Genomic DNA, 20005 nt, shown 5'->3' with positions numbered 1-20005 from the left:
CAAACACTATGATGGAAGAAAAGAATAAATTGGAAACGACAGAAACAATAGATGCCCTTGCGCAGAACGAGCAAGAGAGTTCGTTTGATTTCAGAACCATTTTCACCATTTTCATATTAAACTGGCAGTGGTTCGCCTTGTCTATATTTATATGTCTGTGCGGTGCTCTGATATACCTCAGATACAAGAGTCCCGTTTATCAGCTATCGGCAAAAATTCTAATCAAGGACGAAAACAAACAGAAAGGCGGTAGCAGCAACCAGATGCTTGCCAACATGCAGGAACTGGGTTTCATATCCAACAGTGCGGGTATAGACAATGAGGTCGAGATACTGAAAAGTCATATCCTTTCACGTGAAGCCATCAAGGATTTGAAACTGTATGTAGAGTATAAACTTGAAGGAAGGGTCAAAAACCGTCTCATATACAAGAACCAGCCTATCATCGTAGACATCGATCCCGCCAGTCTTGAACAAATGGACGAGACGCTTCAACCCGTCAAATTGAAGATAATAAAAAAAGGAGACACGTATAAAGTCACCGGTATGGCATACACAAAGGAAGGTACTGAAAGACCGTTCAAGACCTCATTCAGTTCTTTCCCTGCCACATTAAAGACGTATGCGGGCGTGCTCACGTTCAGAAAGAACCCGATAAAACCAGTGTTTGAAACTCAGGAGGACTATCAGAAATTCATAAACAAAGACCTCTACGTCACCATTTATCCGTTATCATACGTCGCAGCCTCATACGTTAAGGCCATGTCGGTAGAGCCTACATCAAAAACCACGTCCATCGCTCTAATGACATTGAAAGACAAAAACGTGGAAAGAGCGGAGGATTTCCTCAACCAGTTGGCTATATGCTACAACAGACAGGCCAATGCCGACAAGAACGAGATTGCGGTGAAGACGGAGGAGTTCATCAACGAGCGTCTTGAAAAGATCAATGCCGAGCTTGACGTGACGGAAAGTTCGTTGGAGAGCTACAAGAAGCGTAACAACCTTACGCAGATAAAACTTGACGCAACAGAGAACCTCGCACAGTCGAGCCAGTACTCAATAAAGCTCTCAGAAGCCAAGGCACAGATACAACTGCTCGATTATCTGCGCGAATACATAGACAATCAGGACAACAAATACCAGATAATCCCTTCCAATGTAGGGTTGGAAGACAACGCTTCCACAACTCTTATCAACAAGTACAACCAGAGTGTGATAGACCGTAACAGACTGTTACGCTCCGCATCAGAGATAGCTCCGCAGGTGCTCACGCTTACAGAGACACTCGACCAGCTTCAAAGCAGTATCAGGACAGCCCTGTCACAGGCTCGTCACAGTGCCGATATAAAGCGCATGAACATTGAGAACCAATACTCACAGTATCAAAGCAAGATATCAAGCACCCCCGAACAGGAACGTGTGCTTACTCAAATCGGTCGCCAGCAGGAAGTAAAATCAGGTCTTTATCTGATGCTTTTGCAGAAGCGTGAAGAGAACTCAATATCGTTGGCTGCCACTGCCGACAAGGGTAAACTCATCGATGAGCCTATATTTGAGGGCAAAGTAAGCCCTAAAGGCAGCATAATCATGCTTGTGGCATTAGTGGCGGGCTTCGGTATGCCGCTGCTCATCATATACTTACTGCAATTGCTCCGGTATAAGATCGAGGGCCATGCAGATGTAGCAAGACTCACCAACCTGCCTATAATAGCGGACGTGGCTGTGGCAAACGGAAGTGAAGACAGCCCAGGCGGTATTGTGGTGCACGAGAACCAGAACGATCAGATAGACGAGATATTCCGAGCCATGCGTACCAATATCCAGTTCATGCTGAAAGGAGACCAGCGTGTCATCATGTTCACATCGTCCACATCGGGTGAAGGTAAGACATTCAATGCAGCCAACCTTTCGGTTTCTTTCGCATTGCTTGGCAAGAAAGTCATCCTTATCGGTCTCGACATCCGCAAGCCCGCGCTTGGCAAACTGTTCAGAATGTCTGACCGCAACATGGGTGTTACCACGCTGTTGTCAAAAGACGAAGTCACAATGGAAAGCATAAAGAGCCAAATACGCCCGTCGGGAGTAAACAAGAACCTCGACCTCATGTTTGCCGGCCCTGTACCTCCAAACCCGACCGAGCTTCTTGCACGAGAAAATCTCAGCCAGATCATCGAGATGCTGAAAGCCGAGTACGACTATATCATACTCGACACGGCACCTGTCGGACTCGTTACCGACACTCTGCAAATCGGCAAGCTCACAGACGTCACCGTCATTGTGTGCCGTGCAGACTATACCCCGAAAGCGGCATTCGGCCTTTTCAACGGTCTTGCGGCCGAGAAAAAACTGCCTAACATGTGCATAGTACTTAACGGTGTAGACCTGTCAAAGAAGAAATACGGCTACTACTACGGCTATGGCAAGTATGGCAAATACGGACGCTACGGCGGTTACAGCTCATACGGAAGCTATGGTAACTATGGCTCATACGGAAGTTATGGCAATTATGCGAACAGCCACTACGGAAACGCAAACGATAATTCAGTAAAGAAATGACAATAGCAGTAGATTTCGACGGAACAATAGTCGAGCATAAATACCCGAAAATCGGTGAGGAGATTCCTTTTGCAATCGATACCCTCAAAATGCTTATCAAAGATCATCACAAGCTCATCCTATGGAGCGTGCGTGAGGGAGATTTGCTCGAAGAGGCGGTAGAATGGTGCAGAAGCAGGGGCGTTGAGTTTTACGCCGTGAACCGGGACTATCCGGAAGAGACATCCAGCAACAACCAGCACTTCAGCCGCAAGCTGAAAGTGGATATGTTCATAGACGACCGCAATGTGGGCGGATTGCCAGATTGGGGCACGATATACCGAATGATCAGCCACCGCAGAACATGGAATGACCTCATGATGGAAGCTGAAGGGAACAACACCGGCAACCCGTATGGTCCGCAAAACAAACAGATGAAAAAGAAATGGTGGCAATTCTGAACACCACATGATACGTAATGAAAAACCGGCTGCATGACTTCACGCAGCCGGTTTTTCATTGAATATACACAAGGATTGGCATGCCTTCACACTTGACGCACCGCTCATAACAATTAATAGCCATCGAATAACACCTAAAACACAATATCATTGCCAGGCACAAAGCCCATTACATGTCTCCACATGCAGCAACACACTCACCATATATAATGTGACACACAATATACCGGTTAATAACTCATTAACTACGAGCAAACTCCAAGACGGTATTTCTGAAAGCGGAAGGATTACCAATATCAAACATACGGCCGTCAACTCTCACTCCCAATATGCCCTTCTGCCGCCTCACTGCATCGAGAGCTGCCGTCAGCTCAATCTCCCGGCCGTCTCCGTCAGCATCGGCCGCCATAATATCCGCCGCCAGACGGTCAAACACATCTGGAGTGAGAATGTATTGCCCGAAAACCGACCAGTATTCTTTCCCTCCATCGGCACCTTCCACGTACATACAATCTTCCGCAAACGCGGCATCCGGTTTCTCGGTCATCATCGACACATTGAGAATACGCCTCTGAACATCATCCCACCGACCGCTCAATATCCCGTATTTGTCCACATCAGTCAAACAGATCCGATGAATGGCAACCACAGGCTTGGCATACTTCTCATACTCTTCTATCAGTTGCAGAGCGCATGTCTTGTTACCATCGCTCCTATACAACGTATCACCAAGCAACAGCAGTACCGGCTCATTGCCCGCGAATTCCGTTGCCTGAAAGACAGCATGCCCGAAACCACGCTTCTCATTCTGGTAAACATAATGCAGGTGCTTGCCTATATCAAGGATATGATTGGCATAGCCACGGTTTTGAGGAGACAACTTTCTCAAATACTCTTCAGGCAACGGTGTCTCAAAAAAATCTATATACTGGCGCCGTTCTTCCTCCGAGCCGAGTATTATACAAACCTCCTCTATGCCGCTGGCCATCAACTCTTCGAGCAATATAAGTATGACAGGACGCACCATGCCATCCGGACACGGCACAGGGAAGAAGTCTTTTTTCATGGCACATGTGGCCGGATAGAGCCGGGTGCCGAACCCTGCGACGGGAATAATAGCTTTCCTGACTGTATGCACCGGCTGCAACGTGAACGAATAAGCACGCAATCCGCAATCATTAAGGTACTCTTCAAGCCGATGCTGGCACTCAGAGTCGCGAGCGAGAAACTGCACCGAGCCGTCACCGTGCGACCCAACGCCTTTTCCTCCATATACGAGCGGCTTTATATTCTCATCATTCAGATAGCGGTGCAGTATCGGGGAATTGAGCGCAGGAGACATCGGAGTGACAAACCTGTCGAAAAGATCCTCCGTCTCGGTCATCAGTTTGCCGAGCCGCTCGGCATCGCCCGACGCAATATACCCCACCGCACGTTCGACAATATCCCTGTTTTTGCTTCCGAAAAAATCATGCAGCCGCCGGCTGTCATCGTCCATGGCAAAAGGATACGACTTGTTGAGATCTGCCAGTATCTGCACTGTATCCTTACACGAGCACAAGTCTGCTATCACCCAGTGCAACGGCCGTTTGACTGTCATAGCCCTTACCTCCACCTCGTCGCCGTCGAAAAGCATCAGGCTCGGCTTCACACCGAAAGCGCACGCCTGGTCGAGACGGCCGCAACGAGACGCGGTGCGAAGCTCGCCGAGATAGGCGATGTTCATCTCGCCGAGCGTATTAAGATTGAGGTGATACAGTTTGTTGAATGCCCTTGCCACAAGCACACAGATAGCAGCGCTGCTCGACAATCCGCTCTTCATCGGAAGCGTCATCGAAGTAATGTTTATACGCACGCCACCCACCTTATACCATTCGAGCATATATGACGCCACACCCGCACAATAGCAGAAGAACGAGCCCGACTTGGCTACCTTTTTCAGTTCAGCGTCGTTCATACGGCATGAGAAATTGCTCCAAAGCCCCTCTATCTCCGGGGCGCAACTCGTCACCTCAAAGACCGGCGACCGCTCAATCTCGGCATATATCCCCTGCTCTATTCCCGTCACGACAGCAGCTCCGGGCAATATATCTGCATTCATGGTACGGTAATGCCCCGCCCAATCGGTATGCTCGCCAAAGAGGCAAAGCCTTCCCGGCACAAAAAGCTTTATCATTTCAGATTATGTTATTTCTTTTTTCACAGTCTTTCCGCACTGCTCAATGCACTGCGACGCATCATCCGAAAGCCGGATGTGTCTTACCATGCAAAGATAACGAAAATATCTTTGAAAAAACAATTTAGTACCCGATTATTTGGTCATACAGATTATTTTATATACTTTTGCATCATAAACAACAGATGTTAATAACGAACCGACAAACCATTTGCCTATCGACAAAAACTTTACTTAATAATAAAAACAAAGATTAAGTATGACGAAATTTGACAGTATGACCGACGAAGAGTTGGCCTTACGATATGTTGGAGGAGACAACAAGGCATTTGACGAGTTATTGGCACGCAATCAATCAAAGTTGTTCACATATATAATGTTCGTGGTCAGGGACCAGGAACTGGCTAATGATTTGTTTCAAGACACATTCGTAAAAGTCATCACCAAGCTACAAGAGGGTAAATACACAGACTCGGGAAAGTTCTCTTATTGGGTAACAAGAATTGCCCATAACGTCATTATGGACTGGTACAGGATGCAGAAAAACGAACATATCGTGGAACCAACTGAAGACAACGACCTGTCCAACCTCAACGAGAACTCTGTGATAGATACCGGAATAGAGTCAGAAATAGTCAACAGCCAGATTATGACAGACGTAAAACGAATGATGGACAAACTGCCCACCGCACAACGTGAGGTGGTATACATGAGATTTTATCAGGATTTGTCGTTCAAAGAGATTGCCGAAGTGACGGGAGTCAGCATCAACACCGCTCTCGGCCGCATGCGATATGCAATTCTAAACCTCAGGCGCATGGCTCACGAACACGATATTCTGCTTAAAATGGAAGCTTGAAAAGCATAAAAAAATAGAACCATTCCTACATAGGATAGTTCTTTTAAAAAGCGGAAAAGTATTTTCCGTTTGCAATCATAAGACAAATTCATGTCATTAAAGCATTAAACGCCTTGCAACGGGTATTCGGTTGCAAGGCGTTTTGTATTAATCATTTAAAATAACGATCACATATTGTACCGCAACGGACTGGCAAATACAAAACAATTTATTGAGGCAGGCCGGAAGTCTGGGCTGGTTTCATTTTCTTTTTTTTGTGATTTGCGCAGTCTGCATTTCTGTCGGGAACTCACTATAACATACTCTTGTAACCCCTAAAAAGTGAGTTATGCGAAGTACATTCAAAGTAATTGCTCTATATGAAAAAAACAGCGAAAAACAGGGATGCAACCCGCATTTGAAGTGCTGTCTTACGGTAGACGGCGAGATTAAACAGCTCAATAGCAAGATGGATGTTTCGCGGCTGCATAAAAGCCCACTATCTCTGTATCTGTATAGAGCCGGAAACCATTATGAAACTCTTTTAACAGCACAATGCCAAGTCAGCCAAGAAAGTATGATACATCAGTCTAAGGGTACATTCCAGCGTCATGTAACCGTCCGCAAGAAGTATCAGCCATCAAAATACCTATTTTTTGCGATTGCATATTTTTTTCAGCAAGCTTATCTTTGCACTCGAAAACTAATTATATGTCAATAATAAAAAATATACACAGATTTAGAAAAATAGAGGCTTTTGTTGCCATACTGACTGTCTGCTTTCTGCCGATTTCCGCTCAGTCGCATAGTCCGCACCATGGCCATCATGATTCGCCCGTCTTCGCATGGCTCTCGGGGAGAGTAATGGAAAAAGACAGTACGGCAGCTTCTTTCGCTACCGTATATCTGAAAGATACAAATTACGGATGCTCCACAGACGACAAGGGGAGGTTTCGCTTCAAGGTTCCTGTAGGAACGCACGAGTTGGTCGTTTCACTTCTCGGCTACGAACCCGTCAAGAAAAATATAACAGTAAGTCAGGATTCGGAAAATCTTATGGTCATTCTACGACCGGCAACGACCGGGTTGGAAGAGGTTGTCGTTCATTCCAGCGGTGTAAGTCGGGTTCAACAATCACCGTTCAATGCAGTGGCAATAAATACCAAGACCTTGCAGAATACGACCAAAAGTCTAAGTGACGCACTTTCGCGACTACCCGGCATAAAACTCCGCGAATCGGGTGGTGTGGGTTCCGACATGCAGCTTATGCTTGATGGCTTCAGCGGCAAACACGTCAAAGTTTTCATCGATGGTGTGCCACATGAAGGAGCCGGACAGGCGTTTGACCTGAACAATATCCCTGTGGGCTTTGCCGAGCGTATAGAGGTATACAAAGGAGTCGTGCCTGTGGGCTTCGGTACCGACGCCATTGGCGGTGTAGTAAATATAGTCACAAATAAACGACGTAGCAGTTGGCATGCAGATGCCTCCTACTCCTACGGATCGTTTAATACCCATCGCTCGAGCATTCGCCTCGGACAAACGACCAAAGATGGCTTCTTGTATACAATCGAAGCATTCCAGAATTATTCGGACAACAATTATTACATCGACAACTGGGTGCGTGAGTTCGAGGTACAACCCGATGGTACGATCCACAAATTTCCCGTAGATAAAAATGACGTTAAACATGTCCGTCGTTTCAATAATGCGTTTCACAATGAGGTGGTGTCTGGTAAACTCGGTCTTATCGGGAAAAAATGGGCTGACCGGCTCGTGTTTGGCTTCTCTTGGTCAAATTTCTACAAGGAGATCCAGACGGGTGTCTATCAGGAGATTGTTTTCGGAGAGAAACACCGTAAAGGGCATTCGCTCTCCCCCTCACTCGAGTATGTCAAGCACAATATCTTCACTCCGGGGCTCAACCTGCTCGTCTCAGCAAATTATAACCACAATATTACACACAATATCGATACGACAGCCCGCTATTATAACTGGTACGGCCACTATTACGAAAAAGGCAGTCGCGGTGAGCAATCCTATCAGAACAGCGAATCGAAAAATACGAACTGGAATGCCACGCTGACGCTCAACTACCGCATCGGCGATATCCATACATTGACGTTCAATCATGTATATAGCGATTTTCGACGCACGAGCCGCTCTCACTTGGGAAAGTCATCGGTAGTGACAGATTTTTCCATTCCTAAAATTACGCGCAAGAACATCAGCGGACTTTCTTATCGGTTAATTCCGTCCAAGCGGTGGAATGCCTTAGCATTTGTCAAGTATTACCAACAATACAACCGTGGTCCCGTGTCACGCAGTACCGACGGTGTGGGTGATTACGTCTCGCTTGGCAAAAGTTTGTCTACATGGGGTTATGGGGCAGCAGGAACTTATTACGTACTAAAAGAGTTGCAAGCGAAACTCTCGTACGAGCGGGCTTTCCGTTTGCCCACCACCGACGAACTCTTCGGTGACGAGGATCTCGAAGCAGGCCGCACAGACCTGAAGTCTGAAAAGAGCGACAATATCAACCTGAATTTCAGCTACCACGGCCGTTTCGGCTACCACAGCCTATATGCAGATGTCAGCCTCATCTACCGCAACACAAAAGACTACATCAAGCGCGGCCTGGGAAAGCACGGCTCAACGCAATATGGCATCTACGAGAACCACGGACATGTCCGCACCAAAGGCTACAACGTGTCATTGCGCTACTCGTTTGCCCGCAGGTTCGACCTCGGTGGTACGTGGAATAGCATAGACACACGCGACTATGAGCGGAACTGGACAGGATCGTCTCAGCAGGAAAACATGCACTACAAGGTGCGGCTGCCGAACATTCCATACCGCTTTGCCAACTTCGACACCAATTTTTATTGGCGTAACCTCTTCGCCAGAGGACATACACTCACAGTAGGTTATGAAGGTTTCTGGCAGCACTCCTTTCCACTTAACTGGGAGAACATTGGCGACAAAGACTCCAAAGCCTACGTGCCTGAGCAACTTTCGCACAATCTCCAGCTGTCGTACAGCACCCAAAACGGACGTTATAATATTTCATTGGAGTGCCGTAACCTGACCGACGCACGACTCTACGATAATTTTAGCCTTCAGAAAGCAGGACGTTCGTTCTACGTCAAGGCACGTGTTCATTTCGGCGACTGATTTATAAATTACAAATAAAAAAAACAATTATGAAAAAGAATCTTCACACATTGGGGCTTCTCGCCCTATTATGCATCGGCACAACCGGCCTGCTGACCTCGTGCAGCGACAGCAATGACACACCCGAGACAACACCGGGTACCGATGCCGGAACCTCATACGTAATCGCGGCTATGGACGACGGCACGAGCTATCTTATTACCGCTCCGTCACTTGATGAAGGCACTGTTACCGTGCGTGGCATGGGCACTGAGGTGCTCGGTGGCTCCTACTGGGTATTCAAGAACCATAAATATGTATTCTCACTGGTTTATAACAAAGGTGGAGCCGGTACCGGCGCATCCTACTACCTCAACGCAACAGGTAAACCCACCGAGAAATACAGTTACGAATTCAACCGCATCACCTCCTACGGCACGTGGGGCGACAAGGTCGTGACCGTATCGACCGGCAACTCTAAAACAACGGATGCCCAAGGCAATATAGCACAAGCGCTTCTATTCAACTACCTTGATGAAAATACGGGTGGACAAACCGAAGGGTCGATTGATGCGGAGAACTTTCTCGGCAATGGCGAGAAGGTGACATTCGCAGGTCTGGAAGAGGCCAACGGCAAACTCTACACCTCGGTCGTACCGATGGGCATGAGCCTCTACGGCATAGCAAAGTGGCCGGATAAGGTAACTGACCATGAACTGATCGCCAAAGCCGACGGCGGTTCTGCCAGTGGCTCCTATACGGCTGGCGTGATTCCCTCTACGCAATATCCAGATCGTGCCTACATCGCCATCTACAGCGGAACATCATTCGCAGAGAAACCTGTAATCGCCTCGACCGACCGAATCGGTTTCGCATGCGGTCGCATGCGTTCACAGTACTACCAAACGATTTGGGCTGCCGACAATGGGGATCTCTACGTCTTCTCGCCAGGCTATGGTCGCACATTTACTTCGTCGGCTGATTTGAAAAAGGTAACAGGAACCAAACCATCGGGCGTAGTGCGTATACGTAAGGGAGAGACGGACTTCGACCCAGACTACTATGTGAATTTCGAAGAAATCGGCACGAAGCATCCTATCTTCCGTTGTTGGCACATTTCGGATTGCCACTTCCTGCTCCAGCTCTATTCCGAAGGCGTGGATGGAATGAAGAAAGGCAAGGATGCCATCGTCAATGAACTGGCCGTCTTCGACGCCGAAAAGAAAACGGTGGTTCCCGTTACGGGCTTGCCGTCCGATCTGGCGGGCTTCGGAGGAGAACCATACGGTGAGAACGGTGCCATGTACATAGCAGTGACCGTGACCGGTGGCGACAAACCGGCGTTCTATAAAATAGATACAGTGACAGGACGTGCCCACAAAGGTCTGGTGATAGATGCGGAATCCGTTGCCACCGCAGGAAAACTGACCATCCAAAAGTAAAAAATACAACGGACAAAATAACAGCCCGCTATCTGCCAAGCTGTTACTTTGTCCGTCCCAAATACTCTATTTATGAAACAGTTCATTTCCAAAATACACCTGTGGCTCTCCATCCCGTTCGGACTTATCGTCACCGTCATCTGTCTGTCCGGTGCTGCGCTCGTCTTCGAAGATGAAGCAACCCGTGCGCTTCACCCAAAACTCTACCATGTGGCTCACGCCAATGTACAGCCACTTGCACCATCGCAACTCGTGGCACGCGTCGACGAGCAGATGCCTGATTCGCTCCATCTGTCCTCACTGCAACTCTCCGGCCAGCACGACGAAACCTGTATGGTCACCTTTCACGAAACGGGCCGCAGACGGTTGAGCGTTGATCCCTATACGGGTCACGTGAACGGCTGGCTCGGAAGTTCCACCATGCGCAAGCTCCACCGCTGGCTGCTTGACCCACCTGCAGCTAAAGGAGAGAAATCTGTCGGAAAAATCATTGTCGGAGTCTCAACGCTATGTCTGGTAGTGATTTTGGTTAGCGGTTTTATTCTTTGGTTTCCCCGTAACCGCAAATCGTTACGCAACAGGTTGAAAATAACATTTTTCAACGGACGCCGCCGTTTCTACTACGACTGCCACATCGCATTGGGATTCTACACTACCCTATTATTGCTGGTAATGGCGCTGACAGGTCTTACCTGGTCATTCGGCTGGTACCGCACAGCTGCTTACGCACTTTTTGGCGGTGCACAGCAAAGCATTGCCGCATCAGAAAACACCTTGAAAAAGACCTATTTTATTGATCGCAATGGCCGCAAAACAACAGGCAAGGGAACCGCTGATCCGAAACTCGGAAAGTTGCGAAACGAGAAAGAAGAGTTTAAGTTCGATTATTCCGTGTGGGACAAGGCGCTCACGCAACTCACCGCACATTATCCTGTTTACAAAACAATCTTACTGACACAAACCGAAGCGCAGGTCGTACGGCAATCCAATATACGACGTACCGACCGCATTGCGTTCGACCCGCACAGTGCTCGTCTCGGTGACATTATGCGCTATGAGGACACGCCCCGACATCAACGTCTCCAAGCTTGGTTCTACGCGTTCCATACCGGTTCCTGGGGTGGTATTTGGACGAAACTGCTCTATTTCCTTGCCGCGCTCATCGGCGCCACATTGCCACTGACTGGTTATTATCTGTGGTGGAAGCGGTATTCAGACCGGAAGAGAACGAAATAGCTTTTACGTCGGTACAAGATAATCGAGAAGTGGGAACGGGAAATGGTTACGCATCCCCTTCTCGATTAAATATCCCAACATACCCTAAATATAGCAATGAGTACACAAACACTGTAATTGACGACCCCCAAAAGAATATTTTTCTCCGAAAAACATTTAGGAAAATCAACGGGATGAATGATATTCTTTTTCTGCAATCCGATTTTATAAAATTATTACGATCGCTCGTATTTTCGGAAAAAGATATTATATTGTCTATCAAATAGTTATTTGACAACATAGCAATGCAAAAGGCTGAATTTCGCATGTTTAAGAAATAGCAACCTCCATTCCTAAAATAATTCGCTAAAAGTTCATTACCCAATCGGTTAAGTCTAACCGATTAAAATCTGAAACAAGAACCAGCCAAACCTCATAAAACTCATAATCCAGACAAATACAATAACAACTCAAAACCCGCATTTATATATCCGACATCTCATGGTCTGTATCAGGCAAACGATTTTTGGGTGCCATGTAAAATCATTCGCTGAAATCAAAGACTGCGAAGATCGTGTATTGTCTGCTCCGGAGTATTGCTCTTAAACACATAACTGCCGCTCACAAGCACATCAGTGCCGGCTTCCACAAGTAACGGCGCCGTGACGGCATCCACACCTCCGTCAACCTCTATCAACGCTTTCGAACCGCTCTGTTTAATCATATCCCGCAGACGCCTGACCTTTTCTATTGTGTTCCCGATGAAAACCTGTCCGCCAAATCCCGGGTTTACACTCATCAGCAATACCATATCCACATCGCCGACAATGTCTTCAAGCATACTCACAGGGGTTGACGGATTGAGGGTCACACCTGCTTTCATGCCGGCCTCATGTATCTCATGTACCGTACGGTGCAGATGTGTACAAGCCTCGAGATGCACATTCATCATCATGGCACCTAGTCTGGCTGTCTCACCGATATATCGCTCAGGATGAACAATCATGAAATGCACGTCAAGCGGTTTTCTGCACACCTTGGCCACGGCCTCAATGACCGGAAAACCGAACGATATATTGGGTACGAAAACACCATCCATGACATCAATGTGAAGCCAATCGGCATCACTGCGGTTTATCATGTCTATATCACCGGCGAGATTAAGGAAATCGGCGGCGAGAAGCGACGGAGATACTATTGCCATTACTTTGCGGTTAATTCAGACAGCAGGCAGCCTGCGTGCCGTCGGTCAGTTTTATCACTCTGTAAGTATACGCTATCTGTTTTATCAGTTCAAGCGTTCTTTCACTCGGATGTAATGCTTCTTGCGTAAAATATTTCATAGGCACTCTTTGGTTTGTTACACTTTCTATCTATCAAACGACAGTTGCCTTGTTTTATTATACTCGCCAAAGCATTTTTTGCCTCATGCCACACAAGTTTCTACTCCATACGGTGACGGCCGGCATCATTCATGCCATTGATAAACTCCGTGGCTGTCATACGGCGACGGCCGGAAAGTTGAAGTTCACACATCCGCAAGAGGCTATCTCCGGTACATACATACATCTGCCTGTTTTCCACTACTATTGAGCCAGGTGCGGCCGATGCCCCGAAACTTGTTTTTTCCGTGGCGTAAATCTTAATCATCTTCTCGCATCCGTCGGGCGACACGATATTACACCACGCTCCTGGCACAGGGCTTAGACCACGGACGAAGTCATAAACTTCTTTTCCCGTCTTTCCCCAGTCTATCCTGCATGTATCCTTGAAAATCTTGGGAGCATGACGAAGTTCTCTCGCCGTGACAAGAAGCTCTTCCTGCGGTACAGACTCAGGATGACCGTCTGTCTCCACAATCCTCTCAAGCGTCTTGATACATATCTCAGCGCCGAGCCTCATAAGCCCGTCATATACGTCCTCCACATTATAGTCGTCGGCGATTTCGAAAGGCATCTGCATTATTATCCTGCCGGTATCTATGTCCTTATCGAGGAAGAAAGTCGTGACACCAGTCCGCTTCTCCCCATTGATGACGGCCCAGTTGATCGGAGCAGCTCCTCTATACTGCGGAAGGAGTGCCGCATGAACATTGAACGTGCCATACTCCGGCATGTCCCAAACCACCTCGGGAAGCATGCGGAAAGCCACCACAACCTGCAAATTCGCGTCATAAGAACGCAACGCCTCGACAAACTCCGGATCTTTCATCTTTACCGGTTGCAACACCGGAAGGCCATGCTCCAGCGCATATCTCTTCACGGCAGACGGCTGCATCACACTTCCGTGACGGCCTACCGGCTTGTCGGGCTGGGTCACCACTGCCACCACGTTATAACCGTTCTCGACAAGCGCCTTTAGCGTCTCTACGGCAAATTCAGGCGTGCCCATGAATATAATCCTTAAATCCTGCTTTCTCAAAATAATTTCTGTTTATTCGGTGAATACTGCTTATAAAAACGGTCATTCCTGACTCATGTCTGCCACCATCTTCCTATATGCGGCATAAAGTCGCTGGCGTGACACGTAACCTTTCAGCCGGTCGTCGCTGTCGAGCACGGGCAGACCGTCTGCCTGTGTGCGGTCGAACACCTTCATCACCTCGGTCATCGGCATTCCGTCGCTCAGTGTGACAGTAGGTGGCAACATCAACTGATGTGCGCGGAAATGATGATAAAGTTCGGTGCGGAACACCACGTGCCTCAACTTTCCTATGTTTATCTCGCCAAGCAGATTGCCAGCCGGGTCAAGTACCGGCAGTATGTCGCGGCGGCTCAGACTGATCTTATGCACAATCTCTCCCAATTCCATATCGGGCGACACAGCTGTGTAATCATTATCCACTATGCTGTCGAGAGTCATCAAAGTGAGCACCGCATTGTCCGTATGGTGAGTGATGAGCTTGCCCTGCCGAGCCAGTCGCATGCCATAGATGCTGTGCGGTTCGAATATGCTTATCGTGAGATATGAGCACACGCTCACGATCATCAGCGGCAGGAAAAGACTGTACCCGCCCGTAATCTCGGCTATAAGGAATATGCCGGTGAGCGGAGCGTGCATCACCCCTGACATAACTCCGGCCATGCCCAAAAGTGCGAAATTCTTCTCAGGCGTATAAATTCCGATATTATATATGTTCCACAGGCGGGCAAACAAAAAACCGCCGAAACACCCAATGAAAAGGCTGGGCGCGAAAGTTCCGCCGCATCCGCCTCCGCCGTTGGTGGCAGAGGTGGCAACTACCTTTGTAAGCATTACGAGGGTTATATAAAGTATCAGGAGATTACTCTGCCCGGAAAACAGCGAGTTCCGCAAGACACCGTCCCAATCTTCAGCCGTCTGTCCGTTGAGCAGAAGATTGATATCACGATACCCCTCACCATAGAGCGACGGAAAAAGGAATATCAACAGGCTCAACGTAGCTCCGCCGATAAGCAAGCGCACGTAAGGACGGCTCTTGAAACGGGCGAAAACATTCTCGCACATATTCATGGTACGTATAAAGTAAAGGCTTATCAGGCCGCATGTCACACCAAGCAGGATACAGGCCGGCACACGACCGATGACCCAGTCACTGTCTATATGAAACGAAAAAAGGGCCGTAGAGCCGCGAAATATATACGTAAAGCACGTGGCTGTGACACAAGAGATGAGCACAGGAAGCAGTGAGGCCATTGTAAGGTCTATCATCAGTACTTCGAGTGTAAAGACAAGACCGGCTATCGGTGCCTTGAATATTCCGGCAATGGCTCCGGCCGCACCGCAACCGACGAGCAGCAAGAGTGTCTTATTGTCCATCTTGAACAGTTGCCCCAGATTGGAACCGATTGCCGAACCGGTAAGAACGATAGGAGCCTCGGCTCCCACCGAGCCTCCGAAGCCGATGGTTATGGCCGAAGCTATCACCGACGACCAGCAGTTATGTCCTCGAAGACGGCTCCGCTTGCTGCTTATCGCATAAAGAATACGTGTTATTCCGTGGCTGATATTGTCTTTGACCACATATCTCACGAAGAGAGATGTGATGAAAATTCCCACCACCGGATATACAAGATAAAGCCAGTTAGCCGTCTGACGGTTGAAAGACCCTGTCAGCAAAGCCACTATATGGTTTATTATCTCATGAAGAATATATGCCGCCACGGCCGAGAAAAAGCCTACGAGAAAAGCGAGAAAAAGCACAAACGTACGATGACTGACATGTTCTTCCCGCCATGCCAGCAATCGTCCGAACGGTGTCGGAGCTTGTGCTTCAGTGTTATAGATGTTCATCGTGTATCAATTATCCGATAATCGATCCGGATAATCCGGCGGTTATTTCCGGACAAATAGTATTATCACCCTCAAGCGGGCGTAGTCCTTATTATCAGAGACAGGTTTCACGTCAAAAAAAGCGTGCCCGTCTCCCTACAGCAGTCACCTGTCGCGTTGAGATGAGATGCGGTTCACCTTGTAAAATACATCCCGCCCTATTTGCGTATGATCTGTATCTCTCCGCCCTGTCCGAGCTTAATGATGGCCGACGGCTTGTGCGGCTTGTGCTCCTGGCGTCTCGTCCAGCACACGTAGTCCACCGAGTCTATTATCTCTTGCGATATGTCACGGTAGTTCTGTGCCGCCGGCTCTCCCGATATATTGGCCGAAGTGGATACGACAGGTTTCTGAAAGCGATAGCACAACTCTTTCGAGAAAGCCTCGCCGGTTATCCGCAACGCCACACTTCCATCCTCAGCAATCAGGTTCGGAGCAAGGTTTACCGCACCATCGAGAATTACAGTCGTCGGTTTGTCTACACAATCGAGCAGGTCCCAAGCCACGTTGGGCACATTACGTACATACCGTTGCAGTCTTGCGTCGCTGTCCACAAGACATATCATGGCCTTGGAATCGCTACGCTTCTTTATCTCGTACACTCGTGCCACCGCTTCGGCATTGGTCGCGTCACATCCTATTCCCCACACGGTATCGGTCGGATAGAGTATCACGCCACCCTTACGCATCACCTCCACGGCCTGTTTTATATCGTCTTCTATTTTCATTTACAATCATTACTTATTGTTTCCGTCAACTTATAATAATCGCTCCCGCGCTCATTCCATAATCATCCGATTATACGGCGGCAGACGGTTGCCACATTAAAATTCGCTGGTAAAATGGAACCTAATGCCTTTAAAGTCTTCCTGAGCCATACTGAGAACATATCCGCTGTCGGCAAGGAAAACATCCCGGCCGTCTTTATCCTTGGCCATATACTGATACTTGCGCTTCTTGAAGTTTTCAAGCTCGGCTGCGTCATCACTCTCTATCCAGCATGCTTTATACAGATGAACCGGCTCCCAACGGCACTTGGCGTTATATTCGTTCTCAAGGCGATATTGAATTACCTCGAATTGGAGCTGTCCCACCGTTCCTATTATCTTCCGACCGTTAAACTGGTTGACAAACAACTGCGCCACACCTTCATCCATCAACTGGTCTATTCCCTTTTGAAGCTGCTTCGACTTCATTGGATCGGCATTCTCAATATATTTGAACATCTCGGGCGAGAAACTCGGCAAGCCGCGGAAATGTAGCATTTCGCCATCCGTCAGTGTATCACCGATTTTGAATATACCGTTATCGGGAAGTCCGACAATATCTCCCGGATACGCCTCTTCAATAGTGCTCTTACGCTGAGCCATGAACTGTGTTGGCGAAGAGAAGCGCACCGTCTTACCCATTCTCACATGAAGATAAGGCTGGTTGCGTACAAACTTACCGCTGCATATCTTGCAAAAGGCAATGCACGAACGGTGATTGGGATCTATATTTGCCGTTATTTTAAATATAAATCCTGTGAATTTGGACTCTTCCGGCTCCACAATTCGCTCCTCAGCCTTTGTAGGTCTTGGACTCGGGGCTATCTCGACAAAGCAGTTAAGCAATTCCTGCACACCGAAATTGTTCAACGCCGATCCGAAGAATACCGGAGCAACGGCAGCCGAACGATAGTCGTCCACATTGAATTCGGGATACACTCCGTCCACAAGTTCGAGGTCCTCACGCAGTTTTTCCGCATCACTCTCCCCTACCATACCATCGAGTTCGGCACTGTCCACATCTACCTCCACTTTCTCCGTCACACGCTGCTTATCCGGTGTGAACAAATCGAGCTTATTCTCATATATATTATATACACCCTTGAACTTAACTCCCTGGTTTATCGGCCAACTGAGCGGACGTACTTTTATTCCGAGCTCCTGCTCAAGCTCATCAAGAAGATCAAACGGATCGCGTCCCTCGCGGTCCATCTTGTTAATGAATATGATTACGGGTGTGTTGCGCATGCGGCACACCGACATAAGTTTTCGCGTCTGTGCCTCCACGCCTTTTGCCCCGTCAACCACTATTATGGCTGAGTCAACAGCCGTGAGGGTGCGGTATGTATCTTCGGCAAAGTCCTGGTGACCGGGCGTGTCGAGAATATTAACCTTGTATCCCTCATAGTCAAACTCCATGACCGAGGTCGAAACAGATATTCCGCGCTGCTTCTCAATGTCCATCCAGTCAGACGTTGCCGTCTTGCGTATCTTGTTGCTCTTCACCGCTCCCGCCACCTGTATCTGTCCTCCGAAAAGCAGGAACTTCTCGGTCAGCGTCGTCTTGCCGGCATCCGGGTGAGAGATAATCGCAAAGGTGCGTCTTCTTTGTATTTCGCTGTTCATCTTTCCTGTTCGCTTAAATCCTTTATACATCTTTCGAGCGACTCCTCCCAATATGGGATTTCCACTCCGAACGTCTCCTTAATCTTTGTCTTATCGAGCACGCTGTATGCCGGACGGTTCGCCTTTGCCGGATACTCATCGGTATGCAATGGTATTACATGACATGTGCCTATTCCGGCTATACGGTGTATTGCCTTGGTAAAATCATACCAACTGATTACCCCCTCGTTCGAGAAATGATATACTCCAGGCACCACTCCCTTGTTTATCGCCGTCATGATTACGGCGGCAAGGTCGGCGGCATTGGTCGGAGTGCCTATCTGGTCGGACACAACACCGAGAGTGTCACGCTCCCGTCCAAGTCTCATCATAGTCTTCACGAAGTTGTTTCCGAAGCGGCTGTACAGCCATGCCGTGCGTATTATCATCGAATCCGGACATGCTTTGAGCACATTCATCTCGCCTTCAAGCTTGGTATTGCCGTAAACACTGTCAGGCGACGTTGGGTCAGTCTCACGATAAGGCGTGTGTCCCGTTCCGTCGAACACGTAGTCGGTAGACACCTGTATCATCCATCCGCCGCGGGCAGCTATCGCCTCGGCCAGATATGCCGGAGCCGTGGCGTTCAACAATCCGCAAAGCTCTACATTATCCTCAGCCTTGTCTACCGCGGTATACGCCGCACAGTTCACCACTCCGTCAATCTCATTACGACGGATAAAATCGTTTACGGCCTCACGGTTGGTTATGTCCAGTTCGGCCACATCCGTATTGAAATAAACATGCTGAGCGTTTTCTTTTTCCAGCAACTGTATTTCATTGCCCAGTTGCCCGTTACAACCGGTAATCAATATATTCATGATATAATTCTTAAATTCTATGATTTCAATAAATAAAAAAACGGTAACGTAGCGCTACAAGCCCTCGTCTTCCTCCACAAAGAGCGGTGTCTCCCTGTCTTTATGATAATAGTCGACGAGCATTCCCACAAGCGTGGTTATCTCTTTCACGGCATGCGCCGTGTTCGGCGTTATCTCTTTTTTTCGAAGACGGAGCATCATCACGCCATAGAGTGAGTTGAAACATGTCTCAATCTCATTCTCGTCCTTTGCAGCTCCGCGGTTGCGCAGTTCGACTATAAACGGCAGGACCTTGTAATACTCGGCGTTATAAAAAGGGAACTTGCCGCTTTGCAGCAACATGGAGTGAAGTTCTTCAAGCTGGATCATCACCACCTTGTTTATTTGCAGATGCCCTGTTTCCCGGCATCCCTCCTGATTCATCATCCTTATCAGATTTCCGTACCAATCGGCCATTTCCTCTTTTTGCTCTTCAGTACAGTCAAACCTGTCTATATATTCCCTGCGAATTCTCGACAACGAGCATCCGAACGCCCTTATCGTGTCTTCTATCTGCCACATGTACAGCAGATATTCGGCAATGTTTTTCTTTCTTAATTCCTGTGATATATACATAGCA

15 protein-coding genes are annotated in these 20005 nt (G+C 48.1%); 6 read left to right on the top strand and 9 right to left on the bottom strand.

Features of this window, described 5'->3' with window-relative positions; genetic code table 11:
* Positions 1–11: 11 nt before the first annotated feature.
* Both MoGM_RS12320 and MoGM_RS12315 read left to right on the top strand, forming a co-directional pair.
* Positions 12–2558, top strand: coding sequence for a tyrosine-protein kinase family protein (locus MoGM_RS12320; RefSeq protein ID WP_104370346.1), 2547 nt, complete (start codon positions 12–14; stop codon positions 2556–2558).
* Positions 2555–2998, top strand: coding sequence for a BT0820 family HAD-type phosphatase (locus MoGM_RS12315; RefSeq protein WP_104370345.1), 444 nt, complete (start codon positions 2555–2557; stop codon positions 2996–2998). Before MoGM_RS12320 ends, MoGM_RS12315 begins: the two co-directional genes overlap by 4 nt.
* A gap of 241 nt (positions 2999–3239) precedes the next feature.
* Here MoGM_RS12315 and MoGM_RS12310 read toward each other — a convergent pair whose 3' ends face one another.
* On the bottom strand, positions 3240–5174 hold the full coding sequence (locus MoGM_RS12310; RefSeq protein ID WP_104370344.1) for a sugar phosphate nucleotidyltransferase: 1935 nt from the start codon (positions 5172–5174) through the stop codon (positions 3240–3242).
* Between the two features lie 259 nt (positions 5175–5433).
* On the opposite strand from MoGM_RS12310, the gene MoGM_RS12305 reads away from it, so the two are divergent.
* From MoGM_RS12305 to MoGM_RS12285, 4 genes are all read left to right on the top strand, one after another.
* Complete coding sequence (locus tag MoGM_RS12305; protein WP_104370343.1) at positions 5434–6033, top strand: RNA polymerase sigma factor; 600 nt, start codon at positions 5434–5436, stop codon at positions 6031–6033.
* 690 nt (positions 6034–6723) lie between these two features.
* Complete coding sequence (locus MoGM_RS12295) at positions 6724–9186, top strand: TonB-dependent receptor (RefSeq protein ID WP_104370341.1); 2463 nt, start codon at positions 6724–6726, stop codon at positions 9184–9186.
* A gap of 29 nt (positions 9187–9215) precedes the next feature.
* Positions 9216–10607, top strand: coding sequence for a DUF4374 domain-containing protein (locus MoGM_RS12290; RefSeq protein ID WP_104370340.1), 1392 nt, complete (start codon positions 9216–9218; stop codon positions 10605–10607).
* A gap of 72 nt (positions 10608–10679) precedes the next feature.
* Positions 10680–11843, top strand: coding sequence for a PepSY domain-containing protein (locus MoGM_RS12285; protein WP_104370339.1), 1164 nt, complete (start codon positions 10680–10682; stop codon positions 11841–11843).
* 535 nt (positions 11844–12378) lie between these two features.
* On the opposite strand, the gene rpe is transcribed toward MoGM_RS12285, so the two are convergent.
* The 8 genes from rpe to MoGM_RS12250 form a co-directional block, all read right to left on the bottom strand.
* Positions 12379–13026 (bottom strand): ribulose-phosphate 3-epimerase, encoded by a 648-nt coding sequence (rpe, locus tag MoGM_RS12280; RefSeq protein ID WP_104370338.1) that lies wholly within the window; start codon positions 13024–13026, stop codon positions 12379–12381.
* Positions 13027–13036: 10 nt separating this feature from the next.
* A complete protein-coding gene (locus MoGM_RS13450; protein WP_255401984.1) occupies positions 13037–13165 on the bottom strand; it encodes a hypothetical protein in 129 nt (42 codons plus the stop codon).
* Positions 13166–13265: 100 nt separating this feature from the next.
* Complete coding sequence (gene fmt / locus MoGM_RS12275) at positions 13266–14243, bottom strand: methionyl-tRNA formyltransferase (protein ID WP_104370337.1); 978 nt, start codon at positions 14241–14243, stop codon at positions 13266–13268.
* A gap of 42 nt (positions 14244–14285) precedes the next feature.
* Complete coding sequence (locus MoGM_RS12270) at positions 14286–16094, bottom strand: chloride channel protein (RefSeq protein ID WP_104370336.1); 1809 nt, start codon at positions 16092–16094, stop codon at positions 14286–14288.
* A gap of 197 nt (positions 16095–16291) precedes the next feature.
* Positions 16292–16861 carry an L-threonylcarbamoyladenylate synthase gene (locus tag MoGM_RS12265; RefSeq protein WP_104370335.1) on the bottom strand — a complete coding sequence of 190 codons (570 nt, stop codon included), beginning with the start codon at positions 16859–16861 and terminating at the stop codon, positions 16292–16294.
* A 96-nt stretch (positions 16862–16957) separates the two neighbouring features.
* Positions 16958–18526 carry a peptide chain release factor 3 gene (locus MoGM_RS12260; protein ID WP_104370334.1) on the bottom strand — a complete coding sequence of 523 codons (1569 nt, stop codon included), beginning with the start codon at positions 18524–18526 and terminating at the stop codon, positions 16958–16960.
* Positions 18523–19386: a dTDP-4-dehydrorhamnose reductase gene (gene rfbD, locus MoGM_RS12255; protein ID WP_104370333.1), complete on the bottom strand. Its 864-nt coding sequence runs from the start codon at positions 19384–19386 to the stop codon at positions 18523–18525. Before rfbD ends, MoGM_RS12260 begins: the two co-directional genes overlap by 4 nt.
* A gap of 54 nt (positions 19387–19440) precedes the next feature.
* Positions 19441–20001 (bottom strand): DUF4924 family protein, encoded by a 561-nt coding sequence (locus tag MoGM_RS12250; protein ID WP_104370332.1) that lies wholly within the window; start codon positions 19999–20001, stop codon positions 19441–19443.
* Positions 20002–20005 lie beyond the last annotated feature (4 nt).

It is taken from the genome of Prevotella sp. MGM1, from assembly GCF_002933775.1.
Taxonomy (GTDB): Bacteria; Bacteroidota; Bacteroidia; order Bacteroidales; family Bacteroidaceae; genus Prevotella.
The sequence above is the reverse complement of the archived record's forward strand: the minus strand, read 5'-3'. Positions and strand labels throughout refer to the sequence as shown.

Coding starts and splice junctions, on each gene's coding strand:
- MoGM_RS12320 (WP_104370346.1), top strand. CDS start 12: ATGGAAGAAAAGAATAAATTGGAAACGACAGAAACAATAGATGCCCTT.
- MoGM_RS12315 (WP_104370345.1), top strand. CDS start 2,555: ATGACAATAGCAGTAGATTTCGACGGAACAATAGTCGAGCATAAATAC.
- MoGM_RS12310 (WP_104370344.1), bottom strand. CDS start 5,174: ATGATAAAGCTTTTTGTGCCGGGAAGGCTTTGCCTCTTTGGCGAGCAT.
- MoGM_RS12305 (WP_104370343.1), top strand. CDS start 5,434: ATGACGAAATTTGACAGTATGACCGACGAAGAGTTGGCCTTACGATAT.
- MoGM_RS12295 (WP_104370341.1), top strand. CDS start 6,724: ATGTCAATAATAAAAAATATACACAGATTTAGAAAAATAGAGGCTTTT.
- MoGM_RS12290 (WP_104370340.1), top strand. CDS start 9,216: ATGAAAAAGAATCTTCACACATTGGGGCTTCTCGCCCTATTATGCATC.
- MoGM_RS12285 (WP_104370339.1), top strand. CDS start 10,680: ATGAAACAGTTCATTTCCAAAATACACCTGTGGCTCTCCATCCCGTTC.
- rpe (WP_104370338.1), bottom strand. CDS start 13,026: ATGGCAATAGTATCTCCGTCGCTTCTCGCCGCCGATTTCCTTAATCTC.
- MoGM_RS13450 (WP_255401984.1), bottom strand. CDS start 13,165: ATGAAATATTTTACGCAAGAAGCATTACATCCGAGTGAAAGAACGCTT.
- MoGM_RS12270 (WP_104370336.1), bottom strand. CDS start 16,094: ATGAACATCTATAACACTGAAGCACAAGCTCCGACACCGTTCGGACGA.
- MoGM_RS12265 (WP_104370335.1), bottom strand. CDS start 16,861: ATGAAAATAGAAGACGATATAAAACAGGCCGTGGAGGTGATGCGTAAG.
- MoGM_RS12260 (WP_104370334.1), bottom strand. CDS start 18,526: ATGAACAGCGAAATACAAAGAAGACGCACCTTTGCGATTATCTCTCAC.
- rfbD (WP_104370333.1), bottom strand. CDS start 19,386: ATGAATATATTGATTACCGGTTGTAACGGGCAACTGGGCAATGAAATA.
- MoGM_RS12250 (WP_104370332.1), bottom strand. CDS start 20,001: ATGTATATATCACAGGAATTAAGAAAGAAAAACATTGCCGAATATCTG.